Origin of the sequence: Mesorhizobium sp. BR-1-1-10 (assembly GCF_020165595.1) — a bacterium.
Lineage (GTDB): Bacteria > Pseudomonadota > Alphaproteobacteria > Rhizobiales > Rhizobiaceae > Mesorhizobium > Mesorhizobium australicum.
In genome coordinates this window covers 33137-57131 of the sequence record NZ_JAIUIL010000012.1, presented here as the reverse complement: position 1 = coordinate 57131, position 23995 = coordinate 33137, and the positions used below count along the sequence as shown (strand labels likewise).

The 23995-nt window shown below is 63.0% G+C and carries 21 protein-coding genes and 2 pseudogenes; 6 read left to right on the top strand and 17 right to left on the bottom strand.

Annotated features, from left to right (window positions below; genetic code table 11):
* Positions 1-16: 16 nt before the first annotated feature.
* From LB555_RS23850 to LB555_RS23830, 5 genes are all read right to left on the bottom strand, one after another.
* On the bottom strand, positions 17-403 hold the full coding sequence (locus LB555_RS23850) for a hypothetical protein (RefSeq protein ID WP_224683930.1): 387 nt from the start codon (positions 401-403) through the stop codon (positions 17-19).
* A complete protein-coding gene (gene hydA, locus LB555_RS23845) occupies positions 396-1847 on the bottom strand; it encodes a dihydropyrimidinase (RefSeq protein ID WP_224683929.1) in 1452 nt (483 codons plus the stop codon). The genes LB555_RS23850 and hydA overlap by 8 nt, the downstream gene beginning before the upstream one ends.
* Positions 1848-1913: 66 nt before the next feature.
* Positions 1914-3164 carry a Zn-dependent hydrolase gene (locus LB555_RS23840; RefSeq protein ID WP_224683928.1) on the bottom strand — a complete coding sequence of 417 codons (1251 nt, stop codon included), beginning with the start codon at positions 3162-3164 and terminating at the stop codon, positions 1914-1916.
* Entirely contained in the window at positions 3165-3605 is a 441-nt protein-coding gene (locus tag LB555_RS23835) for an endonuclease domain-containing protein (RefSeq protein ID WP_015317156.1), read from the bottom strand.
* A gap of 112 nt (positions 3606-3717) precedes the next feature.
* Entirely contained in the window at positions 3718-5046 is a 1329-nt protein-coding gene (locus tag LB555_RS23830; RefSeq protein WP_015317155.1) for an aspartate aminotransferase family protein, read from the bottom strand.
* A gap of 242 nt (positions 5047-5288) precedes the next feature.
* On the opposite strand from LB555_RS23830, the gene LB555_RS23825 reads away from it, so the two are divergent.
* Positions 5289-5924, top strand: a complete 636-nt coding sequence (locus LB555_RS23825) for a TetR family transcriptional regulator C-terminal domain-containing protein (RefSeq protein ID WP_224583448.1) — start codon at positions 5289-5291, stop codon at positions 5922-5924.
* A gap of 250 nt (positions 5925-6174) precedes the next feature.
* Here the strand turns inward: LB555_RS23825 and LB555_RS23820 are convergent, their stop codons facing one another.
* A complete protein-coding gene (locus LB555_RS23820) occupies positions 6175-7056 on the bottom strand; it encodes a helix-turn-helix transcriptional regulator (protein WP_224683927.1) in 882 nt (293 codons plus the stop codon).
* 103 nt (positions 7057-7159) lie between these two features.
* On the opposite strand from LB555_RS23820, the pseudogene LB555_RS23815 reads away from it, so the two are divergent.
* Together LB555_RS23815 and LB555_RS23810 are read left to right on the top strand one after the other, a co-directional pair.
* A pseudogene (locus LB555_RS23815) lies at positions 7160-7998 on the top strand (SDR family NAD(P)-dependent oxidoreductase).
* Positions 7995-8717, top strand: a complete 723-nt coding sequence (locus LB555_RS23810; RefSeq protein WP_224683926.1) for an SDR family oxidoreductase — start codon at positions 7995-7997, stop codon at positions 8715-8717. The pseudogene LB555_RS23815 and the gene LB555_RS23810 overlap by 4 nt, the downstream one beginning before the upstream one ends.
* A 12-nt stretch (positions 8718-8729) precedes the next feature.
* Here the strand turns inward: LB555_RS23810 and LB555_RS23805 are convergent.
* The 7 genes and pseudogenes from LB555_RS23805 to LB555_RS23775 all read right to left on the bottom strand — a co-directional run bounded on the left by LB555_RS23805 (position 8730) and on the right by LB555_RS23775 (position 14667).
* Positions 8730-9105, bottom strand: a pseudogene (locus LB555_RS23805) (DoxX family protein).
* A gap of 69 nt (positions 9106-9174) precedes the next feature.
* Positions 9175-9633 (bottom strand): carboxymuconolactone decarboxylase family protein, encoded by a 459-nt coding sequence (locus LB555_RS23800; protein ID WP_015317149.1) that lies wholly within the window; start codon positions 9631-9633, stop codon positions 9175-9177.
* 33 nt (positions 9634-9666) lie between these two features.
* Positions 9667-10185 (bottom strand): RrF2 family transcriptional regulator, encoded by a 519-nt coding sequence (locus tag LB555_RS23795; protein ID WP_224523398.1) that lies wholly within the window; start codon positions 10183-10185, stop codon positions 9667-9669.
* Between the two features lie 105 nt (positions 10186-10290).
* On the bottom strand, positions 10291-11604 hold the full coding sequence (gene preA / locus LB555_RS23790) for an NAD-dependent dihydropyrimidine dehydrogenase subunit PreA (RefSeq protein WP_140615544.1): 1314 nt from the start codon (positions 11602-11604) through the stop codon (positions 10291-10293).
* 12 nt (positions 11605-11616) lie between these two features.
* Positions 11617-12459 carry a class I SAM-dependent methyltransferase gene (locus LB555_RS23785; protein ID WP_224683925.1) on the bottom strand — a complete coding sequence of 281 codons (843 nt, stop codon included), beginning with the start codon at positions 12457-12459 and terminating at the stop codon, positions 11617-11619.
* Between the two features lie 5 nt (positions 12460-12464).
* Positions 12465-13820, bottom strand: a complete 1356-nt coding sequence (locus tag LB555_RS23780; protein WP_015317145.1) for an NAD(P)-dependent oxidoreductase — start codon at positions 13818-13820, stop codon at positions 12465-12467.
* Positions 13821-13941: 121 nt separating this feature from the next.
* Positions 13942-14667, bottom strand: a complete 726-nt coding sequence (locus tag LB555_RS23775) for a gamma-glutamylcyclotransferase (protein WP_015317144.1) — start codon at positions 14665-14667, stop codon at positions 13942-13944.
* Positions 14668-14845: 178 nt separating this feature from the next.
* Between LB555_RS23775 and LB555_RS23770 the strand changes: the two genes are divergently transcribed.
* Positions 14846-15622, top strand: coding sequence for a VOC family protein (locus tag LB555_RS23770; protein WP_015317143.1), 777 nt, complete (start codon positions 14846-14848; stop codon positions 15620-15622).
* Positions 15623-15664: 42 nt separating this feature from the next.
* Here LB555_RS23770 and LB555_RS23765 read toward each other — a convergent pair whose 3' ends face one another.
* Positions 15665-16153, bottom strand: coding sequence for a hypothetical protein (locus tag LB555_RS23765; RefSeq protein WP_140726016.1), 489 nt, complete (start codon positions 16151-16153; stop codon positions 15665-15667).
* A gap of 207 nt (positions 16154-16360) precedes the next feature.
* Here LB555_RS23765 and LB555_RS23760 point away from each other — a divergent pair, with 207 nt between their 5' ends.
* Entirely contained in the window at positions 16361-16756 is a 396-nt protein-coding gene (locus LB555_RS23760) for a DoxX family protein (RefSeq protein WP_015317141.1), read from the top strand.
* Positions 16757-16774: 18 nt separating this feature from the next.
* Here the strand turns inward: LB555_RS23760 and LB555_RS23755 are convergent, their stop codons facing one another.
* Together LB555_RS23755 and LB555_RS23750 are read right to left on the bottom strand one after the other, a co-directional pair.
* Positions 16775-19216: an FAD-dependent oxidoreductase gene (locus LB555_RS23755; protein ID WP_224683924.1), complete on the bottom strand. Its 2442-nt coding sequence runs from the start codon at positions 19214-19216 to the stop codon at positions 16775-16777.
* Between the two features lie 66 nt (positions 19217-19282).
* Positions 19283-20821 (bottom strand): trimethylamine methyltransferase family protein, encoded by a 1539-nt coding sequence (locus LB555_RS23750; protein WP_224683923.1) that lies wholly within the window; start codon positions 20819-20821, stop codon positions 19283-19285.
* 216 nt (positions 20822-21037) lie between these two features.
* Here LB555_RS23750 and LB555_RS23745 point away from each other — a divergent pair, with 216 nt between their 5' ends.
* Complete coding sequence (locus LB555_RS23745; RefSeq protein WP_015317138.1) at positions 21038-21628, top strand: transglycosylase SLT domain-containing protein; 591 nt, start codon at positions 21038-21040, stop codon at positions 21626-21628.
* A 13-nt stretch (positions 21629-21641) separates the two neighbouring features.
* Here LB555_RS23745 and LB555_RS23740 read toward each other — a convergent pair whose 3' ends face one another.
* Positions 21642-23963, bottom strand: coding sequence for an ABC transporter ATP-binding protein (locus LB555_RS23740; protein WP_224683922.1), 2322 nt, complete (start codon positions 23961-23963; stop codon positions 21642-21644).
* Between the last annotated feature and the right edge of the window lie 32 nt (positions 23964-23995).

Here is a 23995-nt window from a genome sequence, read left to right as displayed (position 1 = left end):
GGAATGCCTTCCGCCCTCATCGGCACCGGGCAACTTCGCCCATGACGCTGCCGTCCTCGTCGGCGATCGCCAATTTCTTGGCATTCTTGGCGCTGTGCTTGATCGTGAAGGTGGCCGGCGACTTTCCCTCCTCGCCTTCGGCTTCGCACTCTGCCTTGACCGTCAGCGAACCATCGGCCTCACCGTGTTTGCCGGTGAAGGCGCAGGCACTGGTCGCGGTGATAAAATCGGTGTCGGTCAGCAGCAGCATGTCTTCGGCATAGACCTTCTGGCCGTTCTTGTTGATGCAGCCGGACTTATTGCCATAGGGCTTGGACAGGTCGATGCCGGCCGCAGAGGCGGAGCCGGCTGCCAGAACAACAACGGCGGTGAGATAGAGCCCCGCGCACCTCACCTCAAACACCCGTCGCCGGAATGCCTGTCCGCTCGACCTTGCGCGGCGCGGTGATCTCCTTCCAGGTCGACAGCGCCCGGTTGACGGCCGCGTTCGGTTCGCGGCCGACGAACTCACCATGGCCAGGCTTCGCCTTGACCTCGCCCTCCTCGACCGACAGCTCGCCGCGCGAGAACACGAAGCGCGGCAGGCCGGTCACTTCGACCCCTTCGAAGACGTTGTAGTCGATGACGGATTGCTGCTTCTTGGCGGAAATCTTCTTCTTGCGCTGGGGGTCCCAGACGATGATGTCGGCATCCGCGCCTTCGACGATCGCGCCCTTCTTCGGATACATGTTGAGGATCTTGGCGATGTTGGTCGAGGTCACGGCGACAAACTCGTTCATCGTCAGCCGGCCGGTATTGACGCCCCTGGTCCACAGCACCGGCAACCGGTCCTCGAGGCCACCCGTGCCGTTGGGGATCTTGGTGAAATTGCCGACGCCGAAGCGCTTCTGGTCGGTGGTGAAGGCGCAATGGTCGGTCGCCACCACTTGCAGCGAACCGGCCTGCAGGCCGGCCCATAGCGAATCCTGGTGCAGTTTGTTGCGGAAGGGTGGGCTCATCACGCGGCGCGCCGCATGGTCCCAGTCCTTGTCGAAGTACTCGCTCTCGTCCAGCGTCAGGTGCTGGATCAGCGGCTCGCCGAACACCCGCATGCCTTTCTGGCGTGCCCGGCGGATCGCCTCGTGGCTCTGTTCGCACGAGACATGCACGACATAGAGCGGCACGCCCGCCATGTCGGCGATCATGATGGCGCGGTTGGTCGCCTCACCCTCCACTTCCGGCGGGCGCGAATAGGCATGTCCCTCGGGGCCATTATTGCCGGCGGCAAGCAGCTTCTGCGACAGGGCCGCGACCACGTCGCCATTCTCGGCATGCACCAGCGGCAGCGCGCCGAGGTCGGCGCAGCGCTGGAACGACGCGTACATCTCGTCGTCGTCGACCATCAGCGCGCCCTTGTACGCCATGAAGTGCTTGAACGAGGTGATGCCCTTATCGACGACGGTGGCCATCTCGTCGAACACCTGCTTGCCCCACCAGGTGATCGCCATGTGGAACGAATAATCGCAGGACGCGCTCGAGGTCTTGTTGTCCCACATCTGCAGGGCTTCGAGCAGCGATTGCTGCGGCGCCGGCAGGCAGAAATCGACCACCATCGTGGTGCCGCCGGCCAAGGCCGCACGCGTGCCGGATTCGAAATCATCGGCCGAATAGGTGCCCATGAACGGCATTTCGAGATGGGTGTGCGGGTCGATGCCGCCCGGCATCACATAGCAGCCGGTGGCGTCGTACTCATGGTCGCCATGCAGGTTCGAGCCGATGGCAACGATCCTGCCATGCTGCATCAGCACGTCGGCCTTCCAGGTTCGGTCGGCGGTGACGACGGTGCCGTTCTTGATGACTTTGGTCATTTTGCTGTTCCCTTGTTCTTCTCTTCCCGCTTCTTGGTGAGCGGCGTTGAAGGTAAATCTCTAAGTTCACTCAACGATAACGGCCGTCTCCACCACGGCATGAAACAAAACGTCGGCGCCGGCCGCTGCCCATTCCTTGGTGATCTCTTCCGCCTCATTGTGGCTTAACCCATCCACGCAAGGGCACATCACCATGGCGGTCGGCGCGACGCGGTTGATCCAGCAGGCGTCGTGGCCGGCACCCGAGACGATGTTGCGATGCGTATAGCCAAGCCGCTCGGCCGCATCGCGGATCGCCTTGACGCAGCCCTTGTCGAAGGTGACCGGATCGAAAGCGCCGACCTGCTCGATCTTGTACTGGATGTCGAGCGCGTCGCAGATCGTGTCGATGCCTTCGCGGATGCGGCCATCCATGGCGTCAAGCACTTCCTTTTCCGGCGAGCGTATGTCGATGGTGAAGACGGTGCGCCCGGCGATGATGTTGCGCGAGTTGGGATAGACCTCCATGTGGCCGACCGCGCCGACAGCGTCGGGCTGGTAGTCCATGGCGATCTCGTGCACCAATTCGATCACTCGCGCCATGCCGAGCCCGGCATTGCGGCGCTTGGGCATCGGCGTCGAGCCGGTATGCGCTTCCTTGCCGGCCAGCGTCACCTGCAGCCATTTTAGGCCCTGGCCATGGGTGACGACACCGATGTCGATGTCCTCGTCCTCGAGGATCGGCCCCTGCTCGATATGCAGTTCGAAGAAGGCGTGGATCTTGCGATCGCCGACCTTCTCGGCGCCCTTCCAGCCGATGCGCTCAAGTTCCTCACCGAATTTCTTGCCGTTCTTGTCCGTGTGCTCGTAGACGTCGGCCTGGTCGAGCACGCCGGCGAACACGCCGGACGCCATCATAGCCGGCGCGAAGCGCGCGCCCTCCTCGTTGGTCCAGTTGGTGACGACGATCGGATGTTTCGTCTTGATATCGAGGTCGTTGAGCGAGCGCACGATCTCCAGCCCGCCGAGAACGCCGAGAACGCCATCATATTTGCCGCCGGTCGGTTGCGTATCGAGATGGCTGCCGACATAGACCGGCGGCAGGCTGGGGTCGGTGCCTTCGCGGCGGGCAAACATGGTGCCCATCTCGTCGACGCCCATTTCGAGCCCCGCGGCATCGCACCAGCGCTTGAACAGATGCCGGCCTTCGCCATCCTCGTCGGTCACGGTCTGACGATTGTTGCCGCCGGCAATGCCGGGGCCGATCTTCGCCATCTCCATCAGCGAATCCCACAAACGGTCTGAATTGATTCGCAAATTCTCACCGGGTGCGGCCATTCAAAACCTCATCAATTGCGGGGCGTCCCCCTCCCCCTCGAGGGGAGGGTGGCCGCGAAGCGGTCGGGTGGGGTCGGCTGACATACGCTCGACTTTTTCCTTGACCACCTGCGCGACATGCCAAGCGCTGTTTATGACATCGGGTTCGTCGACACGGAAGACCTCGAACCCAAGCGATCGTAGATACGCGTCACGAACGGCATCGTGCTGCTTGCCCTTTTCGTGCTCATGCAAATCGCCGTCGACTTCAACAATCAGCTTTGTAGAAAAGCAGGCAAAGTCAACGATATAGGGCCCAATCGGACATTGTCGGCGAAACTTGATTCCGTTTGTTTTCAACTCACGCAATTCATACCAAAGAAGGGATTCGCCTTTGGTCGCGTGAACTCGAAGCGCGCGCGCCTTTTGGCGCATTTCGAAGCTCACGCGGGTACGGGGCATCAGAAGCGACCTCGCGGCAAAGGATCACGTCGGCACCCGGTCGAACCGACCCCACCCGACCGCTTCGCGGCCACCCTCCCCTCGAGGGGGAGGGATATCGGCGCCCAGTTCTTCAATCGATCATCCTAAGCACTTCACGCACATGGTCGATCAGTTCGTTGATCTGGCCCTTGGTGATGATCAGCGGCGGCGACAGTGCGATGATGTCGCCGGTGGTGCGGATCAGCGCGCCGCGCTCGAACGCCTTGACGAAGGCCGAGAAGGCCCGCTTTGTCGGACTGCCGGCGATCGGCGCCAGTTCGATCGCACCGATCAGGCCGATGTTCCTGATGTCGATGACATGCGGTTCGCCCTTCAGCGAATGCAGTGCATCTTCCCAGTAAGGCGCCAGTTCGTCGCCGCGCGTCAGCAGGCCCTCTTCCTTGTAGGTGTCGAGCGTGCCGAGTGCGGCCGCACAGGCGATCGGGTTGCCCGAATAGGTGTAGCCGTGGAAGAACTCGATCATGTGCTCGGGGCCGGTCATGAAGGCGTCGTGGATTTCCTTCTTCACGAACACCGCGCCCATCGGGATGACGCCGTTGGAGACGCCCTTCGCGGTGGTCATGATGTCGGGCGTGACGCCGAAATAGTCGGCCGCGAACGGCGCGCCGAGACGGCCGAAGCCGGTGATGACCTCGTCGAAGATCAACAGGATGCCGTGCTTGGTGCAGATTTCGCGCAGCTTCTCGAGATAGCCCTTCGGCGGCAGGATGACGCCCGTGGAACCCGCGACCGGCTCGACGATGACGGCGGCGATGGTCGAGGCGTCATGCAGGGCGACGATACGCTCGAGCTCGTTGGCGAGCTCCGCGCCATACTCCGGCACGCCTTTGGAGAAGGCGTTCTTCTCCGGCAGATGCGTGTGCGGCATGTGGTCGACGCCGCCCAGCAACGTGCCGAACATCTTGCGGTTGGTGACGATGCCGCCGACCGAGATGCCGCCGAAATTGACGCCGTGATAACCGCGCTCGCGGCCGATGAGCCGGGTGCGCGACCCTTCGCCCTTCACGCGGTGATAGGCGATCGCCATCTTCAGCGCCGTTTCGACCGATTCCGAACCGGAATTGGTGAAGAAGACATGGTCCATGCCCTTGGGCGCGAGGTCGACCAGGCGGTTCGCCAGTTCGAACACGATCGGATGGCCCATCTGGAAGGCGGGTGCATAATCCAGCTCGGCGGCCTGGTGCTGGATCGCCTCGGTGATCTTGGGACGGCAATGGCCGGCGTTGACGCACCACAGGCCGGCGGTGCCGTCCAATACCTTGCGGCCATCGCTGGTCGTGTAATGCATGTCCTTGGCGGACACGAACATGCGCGGCGCCTGCTTGAACTGCCGGTTTGCCGTGAACGGCATCCAGAATGCGCTGAGATCGTTCGGCGTGACTTTCAGCCGGTTGGACATGACCAAGACTTCCCCTTGTAACCTGTTTCGCTGCGTCCAACGCTTGGTCTTTGCCGCGCTTTCATGCTACGCAAATTTTGACCGATTGGACAAACGTTTAGCACCGCCATGTCGGCGGTCAATGGATTACTAGCGGAAATGCGGCTCCTGAAGTGCGTTCCACAGCCTGGGGAAAAACTGGTCCAGAGAATTGGTCCAGATGACCTTGAATGCGAGATATGGCAATAGGAAGGTCCGCAACGGTGACCACGAGCACGCAAGCCCCTCGCCGCACCCGCATCCAGCAGGAAAAGCGCGAACTGATCCTGGAGGCCGCGCTCGAAGTGTTCTCCACCAACGGCTTCCGCGGTTCGACCATCGACCAGATCGCCGAAGCCGCCGGCATGTCGAAGCCGAACCTGCTCTACTATTTCCGCCGCAAGGAAGACATCCACGAGACATTGATGGAACGGCTGCTCGAAACCTGGCTGGCGCCGCTGCGGGAACTCGACAACATCGGCGATCCGATGACCGAACTCAGGAGTTACATCAGGCGCAAGCTGGAAATGGCGCGCGACTTTCCGCGCGAGAGCCGCCTGTTCGCCAACGAGATCCTGCAAGGCGCGCCGCGCATCATGCCGCTGCTGGCGGGCGAGTTGAAGACGCTGGTCGACGAGAAAGCCGCCGTCATCAAGGGCTGGATGCGCGCCGGCAAGATCGCCCGGACCGATCCCTGGCATCTGATCTTCTCGATCTGGGCGACGACGCAGCATTACGCCGATTTCGATGTCCAGGTCCGCGCCGTGCTGGGGCCGAACCGTGGCGGCGACGGCCGCTTCGAGGACGCTGCCCGCTTCCTGGAGCAATTGTTCCTCGATGGGCTGAAGCCGAAAGGGTAACAGGCGAAATCATGTCTAGATTGGCCGAAGCGCACATTGGCTTCGTCATTCTAGGGCGAAGCAAGGAGCGAAGCGACGCGGCGCAGACCCTAGAATCCATGCCGCGACACATGAGCGCCGCTACGGTCCAGAATTCTGCTCGGCTGCACTATACTGTCAAGGTAACGGCATGGATCCTCGGGTCTGCGCGTCCGCTTCGCTTCCGCTCCGCCCGTGGATGACGAAGTTGAGAGCGCGCCGGCAGATAACTTCACGCGCTGCGCCGTTCGGCCGGCATCGCCTCCAGCAATCTTTGAAGTTTGGAGATCGAGTTCTGCTCGGCGAGCGGCGTGTAGACGATCAGCCGCATGTCCGAGCCGTCGTCGATCGACAGGCTCATATGCTCGAAGGCCATCAAGCCCACCATGGGATGCCGGACATGCTTCACTCCGGTTAGCCTGCGCGCCACGTCGCGCCGGGGCCACCAGTCACGGAACTCGGGACTTGAACTCATCATCAGCGCGATCAGCCGTTCGAAATCCAGATCGCCGACATATTTGGCGCTTTCGGCACGAAACGAAGCAAGCACCACGCGGGCGAGTTCTTCCCAGTCGACCAGCAGGCGGCGATGGTGCGGGTTGGTGAACACCATGTGGACGATGTTTCTGCTATCGCCCTCGAGCAAGCCATAGTCGCCGAACACCGCCACGGCCGCGTCGTTCCAGGCAAGAACGTCCCAACGACGGCCGACGACATAGGCGGGCTGCAGCACCAGGCTTTGCAGCATGTGCAACAGCGTAGCGTCGACCTTTTCAGACGCCGCCACACGACGCTCCGGCTGCTGGCGGCCGGCCAGGATGAACAGATGCCGCTTCTCGACGGCGTCGAGGCGCAAAGCCTCGCAGAGCGCCGCCAGCACTTCCACCGAGGGCCGCACGTCCCTGCCCTGCTCGAGCCAGGTGTACCAGGTGGTGCCGACACCGGCGATCATCGCCACTTCCTCCCGCCGCAGACCCGGCGTGCGCCGTCGCGGACCTGTCGCGATGCCGGTGGCCGATGGCGCCAGCCTTTCCCGGCGCGACCGCAGGAAGGCGCCGAGTTCGCGCCGGCGGCTCTCGTCGGCTGATCGGGTGGAGGCAACGGGAGCGTTCATACCGGCTATTATAGCAGTATTGATACCAGGATAAAGTTTGAACTGTTTGACATGGGCGAAGCGCTCCATCTTGCGTTCAGAGCAACAACAGGAGGCTCTGAACATGGAATTGAAAGACAAGACCATTCTCATTACCGGCTCGACCGACGGCGTCGGCCGCGTGGTGGCGCAAAGGCTGGGTTCCGCCGGCGCACGGGTGCTGGTGCATGGCCGCGATTCCACACGCGGCGACGCCACTGTAGCCGCCATCGAAGCGCCGGCGGCAAGGCCGAATTTTTCGCGGCCGATCTCGCTTCGCTGGCGGAGGTACGACGCCTCGCCGAAGCCGTTCGCGCCAGCACGAGCCGCCTCGACATCCTCATCAACAACGCCGGCGTCGGCACCGCTGGCGACAAACGACAGACAAGCGCCGATGGCCACGAGTTGCGCTTTGCCGTCAATTATCTCGCCGGCTTCCTGCTGACTTCGGAGCTTCTGCCGCTGCTGAAGGCGAGCGCGCCGGCACGCATCGTCAACGTCGCGTCCGCCGGCCAGCAGGCGATCGATTTCGACGACGTCATGCTGACCCGCGGCTACAGCGGCGTGCGCGCCTATTGCCAGAGCAAGCTGGCGCAGATCCTGTTCACCGTCGATCTGGCGGGGCAGTTGGAAGGCAGCGGCGTCACCGTCAACGCACTGCATCCGGCGAGCTACATGAACACCACCATGGTCCGCCAGGCGGGCGTCACGCCATGGAGTTCGGTCGAGACCGGCGCCGAGGCTATCTTGAATCTCGCCACCTCGCCCGCGCTGGAAGGGCGCAGCGGCCTCTATTTCGACGGCCTGCGCGAATCCCGCGCCGACGCCCAGGCTTACGATGCCAAGGCAAGACAACAATTGCGAAGCCTGAGCCTCGACCTCGTCGGGCTGGCTTTCCCTGAAACGAAGGAACAGCATTCATGACCAGCAACATCGAACACACGGTGATCATCGGCGGCTCATCCGGCATCGGCCTGGCGACGGCGCGCAAACTGCTCGGCCCGGGCATGAAGGTCACGATCACGGGGCGCAACCAGGACAAGCTCGTCAGCGCCTGGAAAGGCCTTGGCGTAGCGGCCGACAAGGCGGCCTTCGACGCTTCGAAACCGGATGAAGTCCGCCAATTCTTCGAGCGCCTCGGCTCGTTCGACCACCTCGTTCTGGCGGCGAGCGGCGGCAAGGGCCTCGGTCCGTTCGAAACCCTCGACCTCACCGATATCGCCGGGGGCGTCGACGAGAAGGTGCGGCCTCAACTCTCCTGCCTGCAGGCCGCCTTGCCGACGCTGAACAAATCGGGGTCGGTCACCTTCATCTCGGCGGTATCGGCCCAGCTCGCCACGCCGGGCGTCGCCGGCATCGGCGCCATCAATGGCATGCTCCTGACCGTGGCGCCGATCCTGGCCATCGAGCTGAAGCCGCTGCGCGTCAACGTCGTGGCGCCGGGTGTCATCGACACGCCATGGTGGGACTTTTTGCCCGCAGAGCAGCGGCAGGCGGTCTTTGCCGACTATGCGGGGAAAACGCCGGTCGGCCGCATCGGCCGCGCCGAGGACGTCGCCTCGGCGATAGCCTTCCTCGTCTCCAACGGCTTCATGACCGGCCAGGTGCTGACCTGCGACGGCGGCCTACGGTTCGCGGCGTAAAACGTTGGAGAGTTAAAGCGACTGCGCGATCAGCGACAAAAACCTCCGCTCAGTGCGACATTGCCGACGAAGCCATTGATGCGGGATGCACGCTCCGGACCTGATGATCCCAGAAATTGTGGAACATCGGCGTCGCCACGATCAGGAACAGCACCAGCACCACGCAGGCAATCGCGGTCCAGAGGCCGACCATCACCAGCACTCCCGCGATGATCTGCGCGACAATGCCCGCCCACAACGCCAGCCGGGCCTGGGGCACGCCACGCGCGGCCACTAACCTGGTCAGGAAATCCGCGTTCTGGATGTTGCGCAGGCCGGCGAAGACAAAGGCACCGCCGAGCAGCAGCCGACCGAGAAACAGCAAGGTCGAAGGCAAATCGACAGGCATTGAACTCCCCCTTTGAAACAGTAGGGGCGCCGCCTTTCCCGGGCGGCGCCCCAACAGATGTCCGGACTGTCAGGCTGCCTTGGCGGCCGGCATCGGATGGATGGCGTGGAACGGAATGCAAAGTCGGTTCCATGTGTTGATCATGCCGATCGCGACGGAGAGCTTGACCAGTTCCTCTTCCGAGAAATGCTCCAGCGTGCGCGCATAGAGTTCGTCCGGCACGCCATCGTTGGCGATCAGCGTCACCGCCTCGGTCCAGGCCAGTCCGGCGCGTTCGCGCTCGGAGAACAGCGGCGATTCCTTCCAGGCGGCGACGAGATAGAGCCGCTGCTCGGTCTCGCCGTCGCGCCTGGCTTCGCGGCTGTGCATCTCGACGCAGAAGGAACAGCCATTGATCTGCGAGGCCCTGAGCTTGACCAGGTGCAGCAGGCTCACCTCCAGTCCACATTCGTCGACCGCCTTGTTGAGTGCCGACACAGCCTTCATGATCTCGGGCGCCTTGGCGAAGAACTGCAGCCTCTGTTTCATCGTCTTTCCTTTCACATCCTTGGGGAGGTTAATTTAGGCTTGGTTGGTTGAACTGGGTTTCTGCCGCCGTTGATGGCGCTCGACAAAGGCGCAGCTCGCGGCAAATGATCTGGGGTCGCCTTCCGCGGCGTAATCCGCCACGATATCGGACAACTTCACCTCGGCGAGGGCTGCCCGGTAGGCGCGCTCCGCCTTCAGCATCGCGGCATTGATGCCGCAAGGTTTGACATAAGCAGAGGCATCGAGCTTGACCGGACCGTTGCGGCGGATCTCGCCGCAGCGAAAAGCCGGCTCGCGCCCTTCGATGGCCAGCACGATGTTGAGCAGCGTGATGCGTTCGGCAGCCCGCGCCAGCCGGTAGCCGCCGGCCGGGCCCGGCACCGATTCCAGAATGCCGGACGCCGTCAGCATGTTGAGGTGCTTCAGCAAATAGCTCGGCGACAGGCCAAAGGATTCCGCCAGCGCCGCGCCCGGCATGGTACTGTTGCCGTCGACGCTCGCCAGTGTCGCCGCGCAGTGGATGGCCGCCTCAACACCCTCGCCCAGCTTCATAATGCTAGTCTCCAATTCATAGACACAGAATATCCTGGATAATATTTATCTGCAATAGGAAAATGAAAAAGCGACGTCCGCAGACGCCGCTTTTGAAGGTTGCCCCTACTCCGCCGCCACCTTGGCCATCGGGTTGTTCGGGTGCGTGGTCCAGTTGGCATAGACCGGCGACACCGGTCTGCCGGTGCGCTGATCCAACGCGCCGGCGGCCAGCGGTTCCATGGTGATGCAATTGTCGACAGGGCAGACATTGACGCACAGATTGCAGCCGACGCATTCGGCCTCGATCACCTCGAAATGCCTGACGCCGTTGACCATGCTGGTGATCGCCTGGTGCGAGGTGTCCTCGCAGGCGATGTGGCAGCGGCCGCATTTGATGCAGGCATCCTGGTCGATATGCGCCTTGGCGACATAGTTGAGGTTGAGATACTGCCAGTCGGTGACGTTGGGCGTGGCGCGGCCGATAATGTCGTCGAGCGAGCGGTGGCCCTTCTCGTCCATCCAGTTTTCGAGGCCGGCGATCATCTCCTGCACGATCTTGAAGCCGTAGGTCATCGCCGCCGTGCAGACCTGCACATTGCCGGCGCCTAGCGCCATGAATTCGGCGGCGTCCCGCCACGTGGTGATGCCGCCAATGCCGGAGATCGGCAGGCCGCGGGTTTCGGGATCGCGGGCGATCTCGGCCACCATGTTCATGGCGATCGGCTTCACCGCCGGGCCGCAATAGCCGCCATGCGAACCCTTGCCATCGATGGTCGGCATCGGCGCGAAACTGTCGAGGTCGACGCCGGTGATCGAATTGATGGTGTTGATCAGCGACACCGCGTCGGTGCCGCCGGCATGCGCTGCCCGCGCCGGCTTGCGGATATCGGCGATGTTGGGCGTCAGCTTGGTGATGACGGGCATGCGCGTATATTGCTTGCACCAGCGCACCACCATTTCGATATATTCCGGCACCTGGCCGACGGCCGCGCCCATGCCGCGTTCCGACATGCCGTGCGGACAACCGAAATTGAGCTCGATGCCGTCGGCGCCGGTCTCCTCGACCAGCGGCAGGATCGATTTCCAGCTCTCCTCGACGCAGGGCACCATGATGGAGGCGATCAGCGCACGGTCGGGCCAATCCATCTTGACCTGCTTCATCTCGCGCAGATTGGTCTGCAAATCGCGGTCGGTGATCAGTTCGATGTTGTTGAGGCCGAGCAGGCGCCGGTCGGCGCCCCAGATCGCGCCGTAGCGCGGGCCGTTGACGTTGACCACCGGCGGCCCCTCTTCACCCAACGTCTTCCAGACCACACCGCCCCAACCCGCCTTGAAAGCGCGGATGACGTTGTAGGCCTTGTCGGTCGGCGGTGCCGAGGCCAGCCAGAACGGATTGGGCGATTTGATGCCGACGAAATTATTTCTGATGTCAGCCATGACAGGTCCCTTTCAACGGAGACGAAGGAGCATTTCCACAGGTGCAAGACTGCCGCCTTCAAGCGCGGCGGTGAGATTAGCGATCTTGGTGCGGGCATCCTCGCCCATGATCAAGGCGACGCCGGGCGGCGGCTTTTTGCCCTCGGCCTGCGCGGCAGCCATGCGGGCACGCATGGTGGCGAAGAATTCGATGGCGAAAGCGCCGCGCGGGCGCTCGGCGATTACTGAAAAGCCGCAGGCGGTGGCGGCGGCTCGATAATCAGCAGGCGTGGCGACGAACGATATGGTCGCGTCGGAGGCCCATGGCAGCGGATAGGCCAGTGCTCCATCCTTGAGCCGCATCACGTCATAGACGGCAAAGACGCCGCCGGGCTTCAGCACGCGGGCGGCCTCGCTCATCAGCTTGGCCTTGTCGGGAAGGTTCATGCCGACATGCAGGATCATTGCCGCATCGAAGCTGGCCTTGCCGAACGGCATGTCCAGCGCGCTGCCTTGCACGAAGCGCGTCTTGCCGGCCATTCCCACCCGTTTCGACAGGCTGGTCGCGATATCGACATAGCTTTGGGTCAGGTCGATGCCGGTGACATCGGCGCCGGCATTGTTCGCGGCAAAACGGGCCGGGCCGCCGATGCCTGAACCGATGTCGAGAAGCCGGGCTCCAGGCTTCAGCCCCATCTGGTCGATGAGTTCCCTGGTGGCGGCCACGCCGCCAATGTGGAATTCGTCGACCGCTGCGAGATCGTCAGCGCTCAGATGGTCAATTTCCACGCCGGTGTCGGCAAGCGCGGCAAGAATCCGCTCCTCCAGGCCTGAAATCTCGTAGTGACGGGCAATGCCCGGTTCCACCGTGGCCATGGTCCTTATCCCTGGGTCAGGCTCCTGTGGATGCTTTCCGCCGCGTCGCGGCCTTGCGCCACAGCCGAAACGGTCAGGTCGTCGCCACCAAAAATGCAGTCGCCGCCGGCCCAGACCTTGGCCAGCGATGTGCGCCCTTCCGCGTCGACCTTGATACGGCCGGCTTCGAGATCGATCGACGCCCCGCTGCCGTTGAGTGCAGCCGGCACGAAACTCTGGCCGATGGCCTTGAACACCTGGTCGGCAACCAGCGTCAGCGTCTCGCCGGTGCCGGCAAGCCGGTCGCCGTCGAGTGCCGTGTATTCGAGTTCGATGGCACTGACCTTGCCGCCTTCGGCAATCACCCGCTTCGGCTGCAGCCAGTGACGGATGGTGACGCCATTGGCGGCGGCCAGGTCCTGTTCGAATTCGGAGGCGTTCATATGCTCCTGGCCGCGCCGGTAGCAGATCGTCACCTCCTCGGCGCCAAGCAGCTTCGACTGCACGGCGGCGTCGATCGCCGTCATGCCGCCGCCGATGACGACGACGCGGCGGCCGACCGGCAATCCGGAGAGGTCGCTGGCCTGGCGCAGTTCGGCAATGAATTCGACCGCGTTGGTGACGCCGGCGGCATCCTCGCCATCGGCGCGCAGCGCGTTGACACCGCCAAGCCCCATGCCAAGGAAAACGGCGTCGTAATTGCGGATCAGGTCGGAGAGCTGGTAATCGCGGCCGAGCGCCTTGCCATTCTGGATGTCGATGCCGCCGATCGCGGTGACATAGTCGACCTCGGCCTGGGCAAAGTTGTCGACGCTCTTATATGCGGCGATGCCATATTCGTTGAGGCCGCCCGCCTTCGGGCGCGCCTCCAGGATGGTCACGTCATGGCCATGGCGGGCGAGCCGGTGCGCCGCGGCAAGACCAGCCGGGCCGGCGCCGACGACGGCTACGGTTTTTCCTGTCGGCTCGGCGCGCGGATAAAATTGCCTGCTCTCGCTCATCGCGACATCGGTGGCGTAGCGCTGCAGACGACCGATCTGGACCGGCTTGCCTTCCGCAACCTCGCGCACGCAAACCTCCTCGCACAGCGTCTCGGTGGGGCAGACGCGGGCGCACATGCCGCCCAAAATGTTCTGGTCGAAGATGGTCTTGGCCGAGCCGATCGGGTTACCGGTCGAGATCTGGCGGATGAACAGCGGAATGTCGATCGAGGTCGGGCATGCGTTCATGCACGGCGCGTCGTAGCAGAAATAGCAGCGGTCGGATTCGACCAGCGCCTCGTGATGATCGAGCGGGGGATGCAGGTCGGAAAAATTATCCGCGTATTGGTCGGGCAGAAGCCGGCCGCCGACAATACCCTCTTTGAACTGGCCTTCTGGCATTCTCAGTTCCCCATGTTTTCGTTTTGGGGAAGGCTAGCACGTTTTATTTTTTTATCAATTGGTCAATTTTTGGCACAAACCGTTGAAAAGACTGGAAGAAAACATGATAGTGGTATTCATGTTATGATGACGGTGACACTGGGATAAGGCCGCCACCCCTGCCATTGCCATGGATAGACCTGATTTCGTCGGCGACCAATTGCTGCAGGCGCCACAGATTGCGGTCGCGAATGCCGAATTCCTCGAGGTGGCTGACGGTGTTGTAGAGATATTCGGCGCCCGATCCGACATGGCCACAGGCCCGCGCCAGCACCCGCGCCACCCGGTCCAGCGGCTGCCCGAGCGAAGTGCCCCTGCCCGTCACCCCGACCCAGAAACCCAGCGCCCGAAGATGCCCTTGCGCCGTACGCACCGAGACCCACCTGACCGAAGCGACGCTCTCATGATCGTCGATCTCGCGCCGCAACAGCCTTTCGATCTGAGCAGTCTTCTCCCCTTCCGGCAAACGGTAGATCACACCATCGCACCGCCCGCCGCGTTCGAGGGCCATCATCAGCCCAGGCTGCGCGACGCTGCCGCGCCAGCGAACCATGTCGATGCAGAACGAGCGGTGCCAGCCATGGGCGGTGGCACGCTGGCGTTCGACGGACTCGAAAGCCGGCTTCCAGATCAGCGAGCCATAGGCGAACACCCATAGCGGCCCCGCATCTGCTTCATCGGCGAGCCGCGCGGAAAGGACCCGGAAATCCTCGTCGCTCAGTTGCGTCCAGCCGCCGCTGGGCCCGGGATCGGCCTCGTCGCGATGGCACAGTGCGACAAGCTCGGCTGTAAGTGACATCTGCCGCATGGAACGACGACCTCCTCCTCGAGGCCAAGCAAAGGCGAAAATCGCAAGACACGCAAGATTGCCAAGAGGGTGCGCCTTGCCGTTCCCGATTTCCAGCCCAGATGTCGGATTTCCGTCGTCAAGATCGTCCTAGGATGGATCGAACGACGATCGGCGCACAAAGGTGAGGAGACCGACCATGCCACAATCCCCGATGCCCTTCTTCTGGTACGAACTGATGACATCAGACCTCGACGCCGCCGAGGCTTTCTACCCCGCCGTGGTGGGCTGGAAGGCCGAGCCCTTCGATAAGGCTCCAGGCATGCCGCGCTATGTCGTCATGAATGCCGGCGAGCGTGGCGTCGGCGGCCTGATGACGATGCCTCAGGATGCCGCCAAGATGGGCATGCCGCCCGCCTGGCTGGGCTACATCCACGCCAGGGATGTCGACGCGGCAACAGCGTCGCTGGAAAAGGCGGGGGGCGCCGTTCACCGCCAGCCCGACGACATTCCAGGCGTCGGCCGCTTTGCCGTCGTGGCCGATCCGCAAGGCGCGACCTTCATGCTCCTGCAGCCGAACGGCCCCGACCAGCCCGTCGTGCCGGCCAGCACGCCGGGCCATATCGGCTGGCATGAGCTTTATACGAGCGACTGGAAGGCCGCGTTTGACTTCTATTCCAGCCAGTTCGGCTGGGCCAATGCCGGCGAATTCGACATGGGGCCGATGGGCACTTACCAGACCTTTACCGCCGGCCCCGAATCCGGCGGTGGCATCATGAACAAGCCCGAGCAGATTCCGGTGCCGGTCTGGCAGTTCTATTTTAACGTCACCGGCATCGACGCGGCCGCAAAACGCGTCACCGACAATGGCGGCAAGATCCTGATGGGACCGATGGAGGTCCCCGGAGGCAGCTGGGTCGTGCAATGCCAGGATCCGCAAGGCGCGCACTTCGCTTTGATGGCGCCGGTGCGATAAGCGCCCGCGTCAACCGCTGATATCACGCTTGCTGGCGTCGACTTATTCCGGTGCCAGCACCGCGACCTTGAGGGTCTCTTTCCTGGCACCGCTGAACTGGACGGTGGCTTGGCCGGCCGCGAGTTTGAAGCGCACGCTTTTGCGGATGCCGGGACACGTCTTGACGCCGCTATAGCCGGACGATTTCACGGCTTTGCCGTCCTGGATGACATCGACCCAGGCCTCGCCCGACAGGCTGATCTGGATGGTCCCCTCCGGCGGCACCGCCACACTGGCGACGGCACCGAACGTGCCTTCCGCAGGTGCGCGTTCGGGCGGCACCGCAAAGCCGGCCTTCTCGGCCGGCACCAGCGCCAGATCCGCGGCCGCCCCTACTGCCAGTGTCGCTCCGGACGGCGTTGAGGGTGCCGTTGCAAACAGCGCCTGTTCGCGCGTCACCGGCCATCTGAAGGCCTCGCAGCCGGCGTCCTCGGCCATGGCTAAACTGGTACTCACAAGGATTGCGAACAGGCTGATGGCGACTTTTTTCATGACAAGGGGACCCACATGTGAAGAGCATCCAAATCGACGCCTACAACCAATACAACCAAACACACAAAAATGCAACCTTTACGAGAACAATATGAAAGGCGGGGAACATTTCCAATCACCAATTGTTGATGGCTGGCCATGGGAAGTGAATGGTCCACTGCCGGGCAATAACTTATGGGCCATCCGAGAAGCCAAACGGAGTTTTGGATGAAGCTTTTCGATGGCCTTGCCAGATACCAGCCGCAGGCGCTTGGCGTTCTGCGCATCATGACCGCGCTGCAGTTCATCGAGCACGGCACGCAGAAACTGTTCAATTTCCCCGCCAGCGACCACGCAGCCACCGCGTTGAGCGGACTGCCGCTAGCAGCCGGCATCCTCGAATTCGCCGGTGGCATTCTGCTGGCGCTGGGCCTTTTCACCCGCCCGGTCGCATTCCTTCTGGCCGGCGAAATGGCGATTGCCTATTTCATGGCTCACATGCCGCGCGACTTCTTCCCCGTCAACAACAGCGGCGATTCGGCGATCTCGTTCTGCTTCATCTTCCTCTATCTGGTCTTTGCCGGCGCCGGCGCCTTCGCGCTGGACAACCGCCGTAGCGCGTGAACCCCATGCGGGGGTGGTTCACCCCCGCATCCGTTCGAAATTCGCATCGAACAGCGGCGCCGCCTGGATTCGCGCCGCATGCCGTTTGCCGAGCAACTCGATTTCGAAGCCGTCGCTCTCCTCTGCGATCTCCTTCGGCACATAGCCGACAGCGACCGACTTCTTCGAATGATGGGCATAGCCGCCCGACGTCACCCAGCCGCGCACCGCGCCACCGAACCAGATCGGTTCGTCGCCGATGACATCGGCATCGTCGGCATCGACGATGAAGGCGCGCAGCCGCAACTTGCCGCCCTGTTTGCGCTCGGCCAGAGCCGCCGCCTTGCCGATGAAATCCGCGTCCTTGCCGTAGGCGACGAAACGATCGAGGCCGGCTTCCAGCGGCCCGTAGATCGGCCGGTATTCGCGCCCCCATGAGCCGTAGTTCTTCTCCAGCCGCAGCGCGTTGAGCGCGCGCGAGCCGAACAGACCGATGCCGAATTCCGCCCCCGCCGCCATCAGCGCCTGATAGGCGACACGCTGATATTCCGGCGCCACCCAGATCTCGTAGCCGAGATCGCCGGTGTAGCTGACGCGGCCGACCAGGCATGGCGCCATGCCGACATCCATCTTGCCGACGGCCATAAAGGGAAATGCCGCGTTCGAGATGTCGGAGCGCGTGGCTTTCGCCAGCACGTCCCTGGCCTTGGGGCCGGCAATCGACAGGCCGGTAAGCTTTTGTCCCAGCGCTTCGATATAGACCGAGCCATCGTCGGGCAGATGCTGCTCGAACCAGCGCATGTGATATTGCTCGGCAATGCCGGAGCCGGCCAGGAACCAGCCCGCTTCTTCCCGACCTTGGGGGCTGAGATTGGCCAGCGTGAAATCGCCGATCAGCCTGCCGTCGTCCTTCAGCATCGGGGCGAGCGTCATCCGGCCGGGCTTCGGCAGCTTGCAGGCGAGCATCCGGTCGAGCCAGGCCGCGGCCCCCTCGCCCGTCACCTTGTATTTGGCGAAGCTCGATATCTCCGACAAGCCGACGCCTGCGCGAACCGTCGCGACTTCGGCGGCGACATGGCTGAAGTCGCTCGAGCGCCGCCATGAGAACTCGTCCTTGACGCCTTCCGGCGCGTACCAGAGCGGCACTTCCAGCCCGTAGGCGACGCCCCACTGCGCACCCTTGGCCGACAACAGGTCATAGACGGGCGTCGTCTTTAGCGGCCGCCCGGCCGGCAGTTCCTCGTTGGGGAAGCGGATCGAAAAACGCCGGGAATAGTTTTCGCGCACCTTGGCGTTGGTGTAGGCCATCGTCGCCCAGTCGCCGTAGCGCGCAACATCCATCGCCCAGATATCGGCGCCGGGATCGCCCTCGATCATCCAGTTGGATAGCGCCAGACCAACGCCACCGCCCTGGCTGAAGCCGGCCATGACGCCGCAGGCGACCCAGAAGCCCGGCAGGCCGCGCACCGGCCCGACCAGCGGGTTGCCGTCGGGCGCGAAAGTGAAGGGCCCATTGATGATCTGCTTGATGCCGGTGTTCTGGAAAGCCGGGAAATGCCGGAAACCGACCTCGAGCGACGGCGCGATGCGGTCGATATCCGGCGCCAGCAATTCATGGCCGAAATTCCACGGCGTCTGGTATTCTGACCATGGTTTGTTGGCTTTCTCATAGGTGCCCATCAGCATGCCGCCGCGTTCCTGGCGCAGATAGAGTTCGCCGTCGAAATCGACCGCATGGATGATTTCGGTGCCGGTTTTCTGGTTCCAGGCGGCAACCTCCGGCATGTCCTCGGTGATCAGGTACATGTGCTCCATCGCCAGTACTGGCAGTTCGAGCCCAACCATGCGGCCGACCTCGCGCGCCCACAGGCCGCCGGCATTGACGACATGCTCGGCCACCACCTCGCCCTTGTTGGTGATGACGCGCCACAGCCCGTCGGGACGGCGCACGATATCCTCGACCTTGGTGAAGCGCTCCACCTCGGCGCCGAGTTTTCGTGCCGCCTTGGCATAGGCGTGGGTGACACCGGAGGGATCGAGGTGGCCGTCCTCCTTGTTGCGGACGGCGCCGACGAACTGCTTGGGATCGAGCAGCGGCATCAGTTCGGCCGCCTCTTTCGGGGAGATTTCCTCCAGCTCGATGCCGAGATAACGGCCCTTGGCGACCACCCCGCGCAGCCAGTCGAGCCGCGCCTCGGTGGCCGCAAGAAGCACGCCGCCGGTCAGGTGGACGCCGGTTGCCTGGCCCGACAGCTCCTCGATCTCCTTGTAGAGGTTGATGGTGTATTTCTGCAGCTTGGCGACGTTGGGATCGCCATTGATCGTGTGCATGCCGCCAGCCGCGTGCCAGGTCGAGCCTGAAGTCAGCTCGTCGCGCTCCAGCAGCACGACGTCGGTCCAGCCATGACGGGCGAGATGGAACAGCACCGAACATCCGACGACGCCACCGCCGATGACCACGACCTTTGCATGCGATTTCATGGTTTCTTCTCTGATGTCAGTTAGTTGGATGGGTGGGATGATTCAAAACGGGACGTTCGTGGCGCATCACGGCTCGCCCTGTCCGATCGCTTCCTTGCGCTTGGCCACGTAGGCCTCGAGCGCTTCGCGCACGGCGATGTCCATCACCGGCTCGACATAATCCTCCAGCGCCTTCTTCCACAGCCGCGTCGCGCGCGCGGTCGCGTCGAGGCCGCCGGCCTCCTGCCAGGCCTCGTAATTCTGCCAGTTGGAGAGCATCGGCTGGTAGAAGGCGGTGGCGTAGCGCTCCAGCGTGTGCGGCTCGCCGAAGAAATGGCCGCCGGTCGGCACCGCGCCCAGCGCCTCGACGGCAAGTTCGGCCTCGTCGACCACGATCGGGCGCAAAAACTCCATCATGTGCTGGATCACCTCGACGTCGATGATGAATTTCTCGAACGAAGCCGTCAGCCCGCCCTCCTGCCAGCCGGCGGCGTGGTAGACGAGATTGCCATGGCCAAGCACCGCGCCCCACAACGCCATCAGGGTCTCATAGGCGCCTTGCGCGTCGGCGACGTTGGAAGCCGAACCGGGCGTCGTCCGGTATGGCAGGCCATAGCGGCGCGCCAATTGACCCGAAGCAATGTTGGCCTTGGTGTTTTCAGGCGTGCCGAAGGCCGGCGCGCCCGACTTCATGTCGACATTGGAGGTGAAGGCGCCGTACATCACGGGCGCGCCTGGCCGCACCAGCTGCGTCAGCACCACGCCGAACAGCGCCTCGGCATTCTGCTGCGCCAGCGCCCCGGCCAGCGTCACCGGGCTCATCGCTCCCATCAACGTGAACGGTGTCACCGCCACCGACTGGCCGTACTCGGCCATGGTCATCAGCCCCTCGGCCATCATCTCGTCGAAGCGACGCGGCGAGTTGACCGATATGATGGTGGCAATGCCGGGATCATCAGCCATCTGGGCCAGCGTCATCCCACGCGCGATCGCCATCATCTCGATGCCGTCCAGCGCCCTGCCCCGGCCGATCGCCGAGACATGAAAACTCTTGTCGGTCAGCGTCAGATTGGTGAAGTACGTATCGAGATGGCGTGAGTTGGCCGGCAGTTCGACCGGCGCGCAGACCTGGTTGCCAAGCATGTGGACGCAGTTGAAATGCTGCGCCAGCCTGGTCAGATCCGCATAGTCGCGCAGATTGCCGGCACGGCGGCCCCGCTCCATGTCATGCACATTGGGAGGACCGGCAACCAGCGTGAAATTGATGGTGTTGCCGCCGAGATGGATTGTGTTGGCCGGATTGCGTGGGGTCAGCGTATAGCCGGACCGCGTTGTCTTCAGCGCCTCGTCGATCATGCCGCGATCGACGCGCACATTGGCCGAGGCGTGATCGACCTTGGCGCCGGCCTTCTCGAACAGCGACAGCGCACGCGGGCTCATCACCTCGATGCCGAAATTCTCCAATATGTGCATCGACGCCTGATGGATCGCCTCGATCTGGTCTGGTGACAGCAAGGCCATCGGCGGATAGGGATTGATCACCCGCCTGGGCCGCAGCTGTGCGATGGGCGCTGGCCCCCGGTTGCTGGTGCGCTCGGCGCCGCGCTTGCGTCTTGGTTCGGTCATGCCGGCATCAAAGCTTCGGTAAACCGCGCAAGCTGTCAGAAATGCGCCGTTTACGGGCGTGATTTTAGCCAAGGCGGCATATGCTCAGCACGACTTTATAAAAGGCGACAATTGGCGTCGGAATACAGCTATGGCATTTTCTCACCTGACCGTGCCGACGAGGCGTTAACAGCGGCAGCAAGATTCCCTTTATGATTTCGGCCTATTGCTCATCCAATGCGTAGGTCGAGTTTTAGTAAAATTGTAGCGGTTGGCGTGCTGCTGGCACTTTCGGCCTGCGCGACGGCACCCAGTCACATCAACAATGTCTGCGCCGTCTTCGACCAGAACGATGGCTGGTTCGACAATTGGCAGTCGGGTGCCGAGCGCGCCTCACAGAAATACGGCGTGCCGGTGCCGGTGCTGATGGCAACGGTGCGCAAGGAATCCGGCTTCAAGAGCAACGCCCGGCCGCCGCGCACCAAACTGCTCGGCTTCATTCCGTGGAAACATGTCTCCTCGGCCACCGGCTTCTCGCAGGCGCTGGACGGCACCTGGTCGCAATATCAGCGCGAAACCGGCAACTGGGCGGCGCGGCGCACGAGATTCGCCGACGCCGTCGACTTCGTCGGCTGGTATCATTCCAAGACAGCCGACACATACGGCGTCGCGCGTAACGACACCTACAACCTCTACCTCGCCTATTACCTGGGCTGGACCGCCTATGGCCGCGGCAATCGTGGCGATGCCGGCGTCCAGGGCTACGCACGGGCCACCGACAAGATGGCCCGCGACTATGCTGTTCAGCTGCAGCAATGCGGGAGCTGATGTCCTGTCCGCGCTAATGCGGCTTTGTCGTGTCCTTCGGTTTTGAATCACCGGTTTCCGACACCTCGTCGCGGACTTCGTGGCGACGGGCCCGCGAAACGGCGTCCGCCTCCTCGGCGGCCTCCCCGATCGCGTCGGCCTCAGCACCTGCCACCTTGCCATGTGGCCGCTTTGGCGGCTCGCCGGCAAAGCCCGGACCTTCGCCATGCGGCGCGTCGTCAGGCACGCCTTCATGGGCGGCATGTTCCTTGTCGAACTTGATCACCGGCTCCATGGTCTTGAGCACGTCCTCGGAGAGCCAGCACAGGCTCATATGGCCATCGCCGAGGTTCTTGACCGGCGGCACCTTGGTCTCGCACAGATTGTCAGGCACCAGCTTCTTGTAGCCGCAGCGTGTCTGGAACGGACAGCCGGACGGCGGGTTCATCGCCGAGGGGATGTCACCTTCCAGCACGATGTGCTTCTTGACCACGCTGGTGTCGGCAATCGGGATCGCCGACAGCAGCGCCTCGGTATAGGGATGGTAGGGCGGCGCGAAGATCTGGTCTGTCGTGCCTTGCTCGACGATATAGCCGAGATACATGACGACGACGCGGTCAGCGATGTAGCGCACGACCGAGAGATCGTGGCTGATGAACAGCATCGTCGTCTTGTTCTTGCGCTGGATGTCCATCAGCAGTTCCGTCACCGCCGCCTGCACCGAGACATCGAGCGCCGAAACCGGCTCGTCGGCCACCACCACCTTGGCGTCGCCGGCGAAGGCTCGCGCCACGCCGATACGCTGCTTCTGGCCGCCGGAAAGCTGGCGCGGCTTGCGGGTTTCGAACGCCCGCGGCAGTTTCACCAGGTCGAGCAGTTCCAGCATGCGCTTGCGCCGGTCGGCAACGGTCTTGCCGACGTTGAATTTTTCCAGCGTCCGGATGATCTGCGACCCGACCGAATGGCTGGGGTTGAGCGTGTCGAACGGGTTCTGGAACACCATCTGGATCGACGACACGGTGTCGACGCTGCGCTTCTCGATGCCGGTCGACTGGATTTCCTTGTTGCCGAGCGTGACGCTGCCGGAGCTGGCGGTTTCCAGTCCGAGCAATACCTTGGCAAGCGTCGACTTTCCGCAGCCGGATTCGCCGACGATGGCCACGGTCTCGGATTCGCGTGCCATGAACGAGATCGTCTCGTTGGCCTTGACGACGCGGCCTTCGCTCGAGCCGAACACCTCGCTGCCGCCGACCTTGTAGTATTTCCGCAGGTCCTCGATCTTGAGAACCGGCGCACCGGGCACGACGCGCTCATTCACCTTCTTGGCGCCGGGCGGCAATGCCTCCCAATCGATCTCGTTGAAGCGCACGCAGCGCGAGAAATGGCCCTCGTGTCCGGCGACTTCGATCATCGGGATTTCGGCGGCGTTGCAGACGCCCTCGACGAAATGGTGGCAGCGCGGGCCGAAATTGCAGCCTTTGGGCCGTTCGTGCGGCAGTGGCAATTGCCCCGGGATCGAGATCAGCGGCCGCGAGTTCTTGTCGGCGCCAGGCAGCGGGATCGAACGGAACAGCCCCTGCGTATAGGGGTGGCGCATCCGGTCGAAGACGTCCTTGATCTTGCCGGTCTCGACCGCCTCGCCCGAATACATCACCGTGATGCGGTCGCAGGTTTCCAGGATGAGGCCGAGATTGTGCGACACGAAGATCATCGAGGTGCCGAACTTCTCGCCCAACCCCTTGACCAGATCGACAATGCCCGCTTCCACGGTTACGTCGAGCGCCGTCGTCGGCTCGTCGAGCAGAAGCAGCGCCGGCTTCGACAGCAGCGCCATGGCGATAACGATGCGCTGCTGCTGGCCGCCGGAAAGCTGGTGCGGATAGGAGCGCATCATGCGCTCGGGATCGGGAAGCTTGACCGAGCGCACCATTTCGAGCGCCCTGGAGTAGGCCTCTTTCGTCGACACCTTGTCGTGGATCAACGGCACTTCCATCAGCTGCTGGCCGATCTTCATCGCCGGATTGAGGCTGGCCATCGGCTCCTGGTAGATCATGGCGATCTTGTTGCCGCGGATGGCGCGCAGCTCCTCGTCGGAGAGCTCGCCCATGTCCTTGCCCTGGAACTTGATCTTGCCGCCAACGATCTTTCCGATGTTGGAGAGGTCGCGCATGATGCCGAGCGACACGGTCGACTTGCCGCAACCGGATTCGCCGACGATGCCCATCGCCTCACCCGGCATGACCGTGCAGGAAAAGTCCATGACGGCCGGTATCTCGCCCTTGCGGGTGAAGAAGGAGATCGAAAGGTTCTCGATCTCGATGATCGGCTGTGCCGGATTTCGAACTGCCTCGTTCATGGGTCGCTCCAATCCTTATTCTTGGCCAAGTG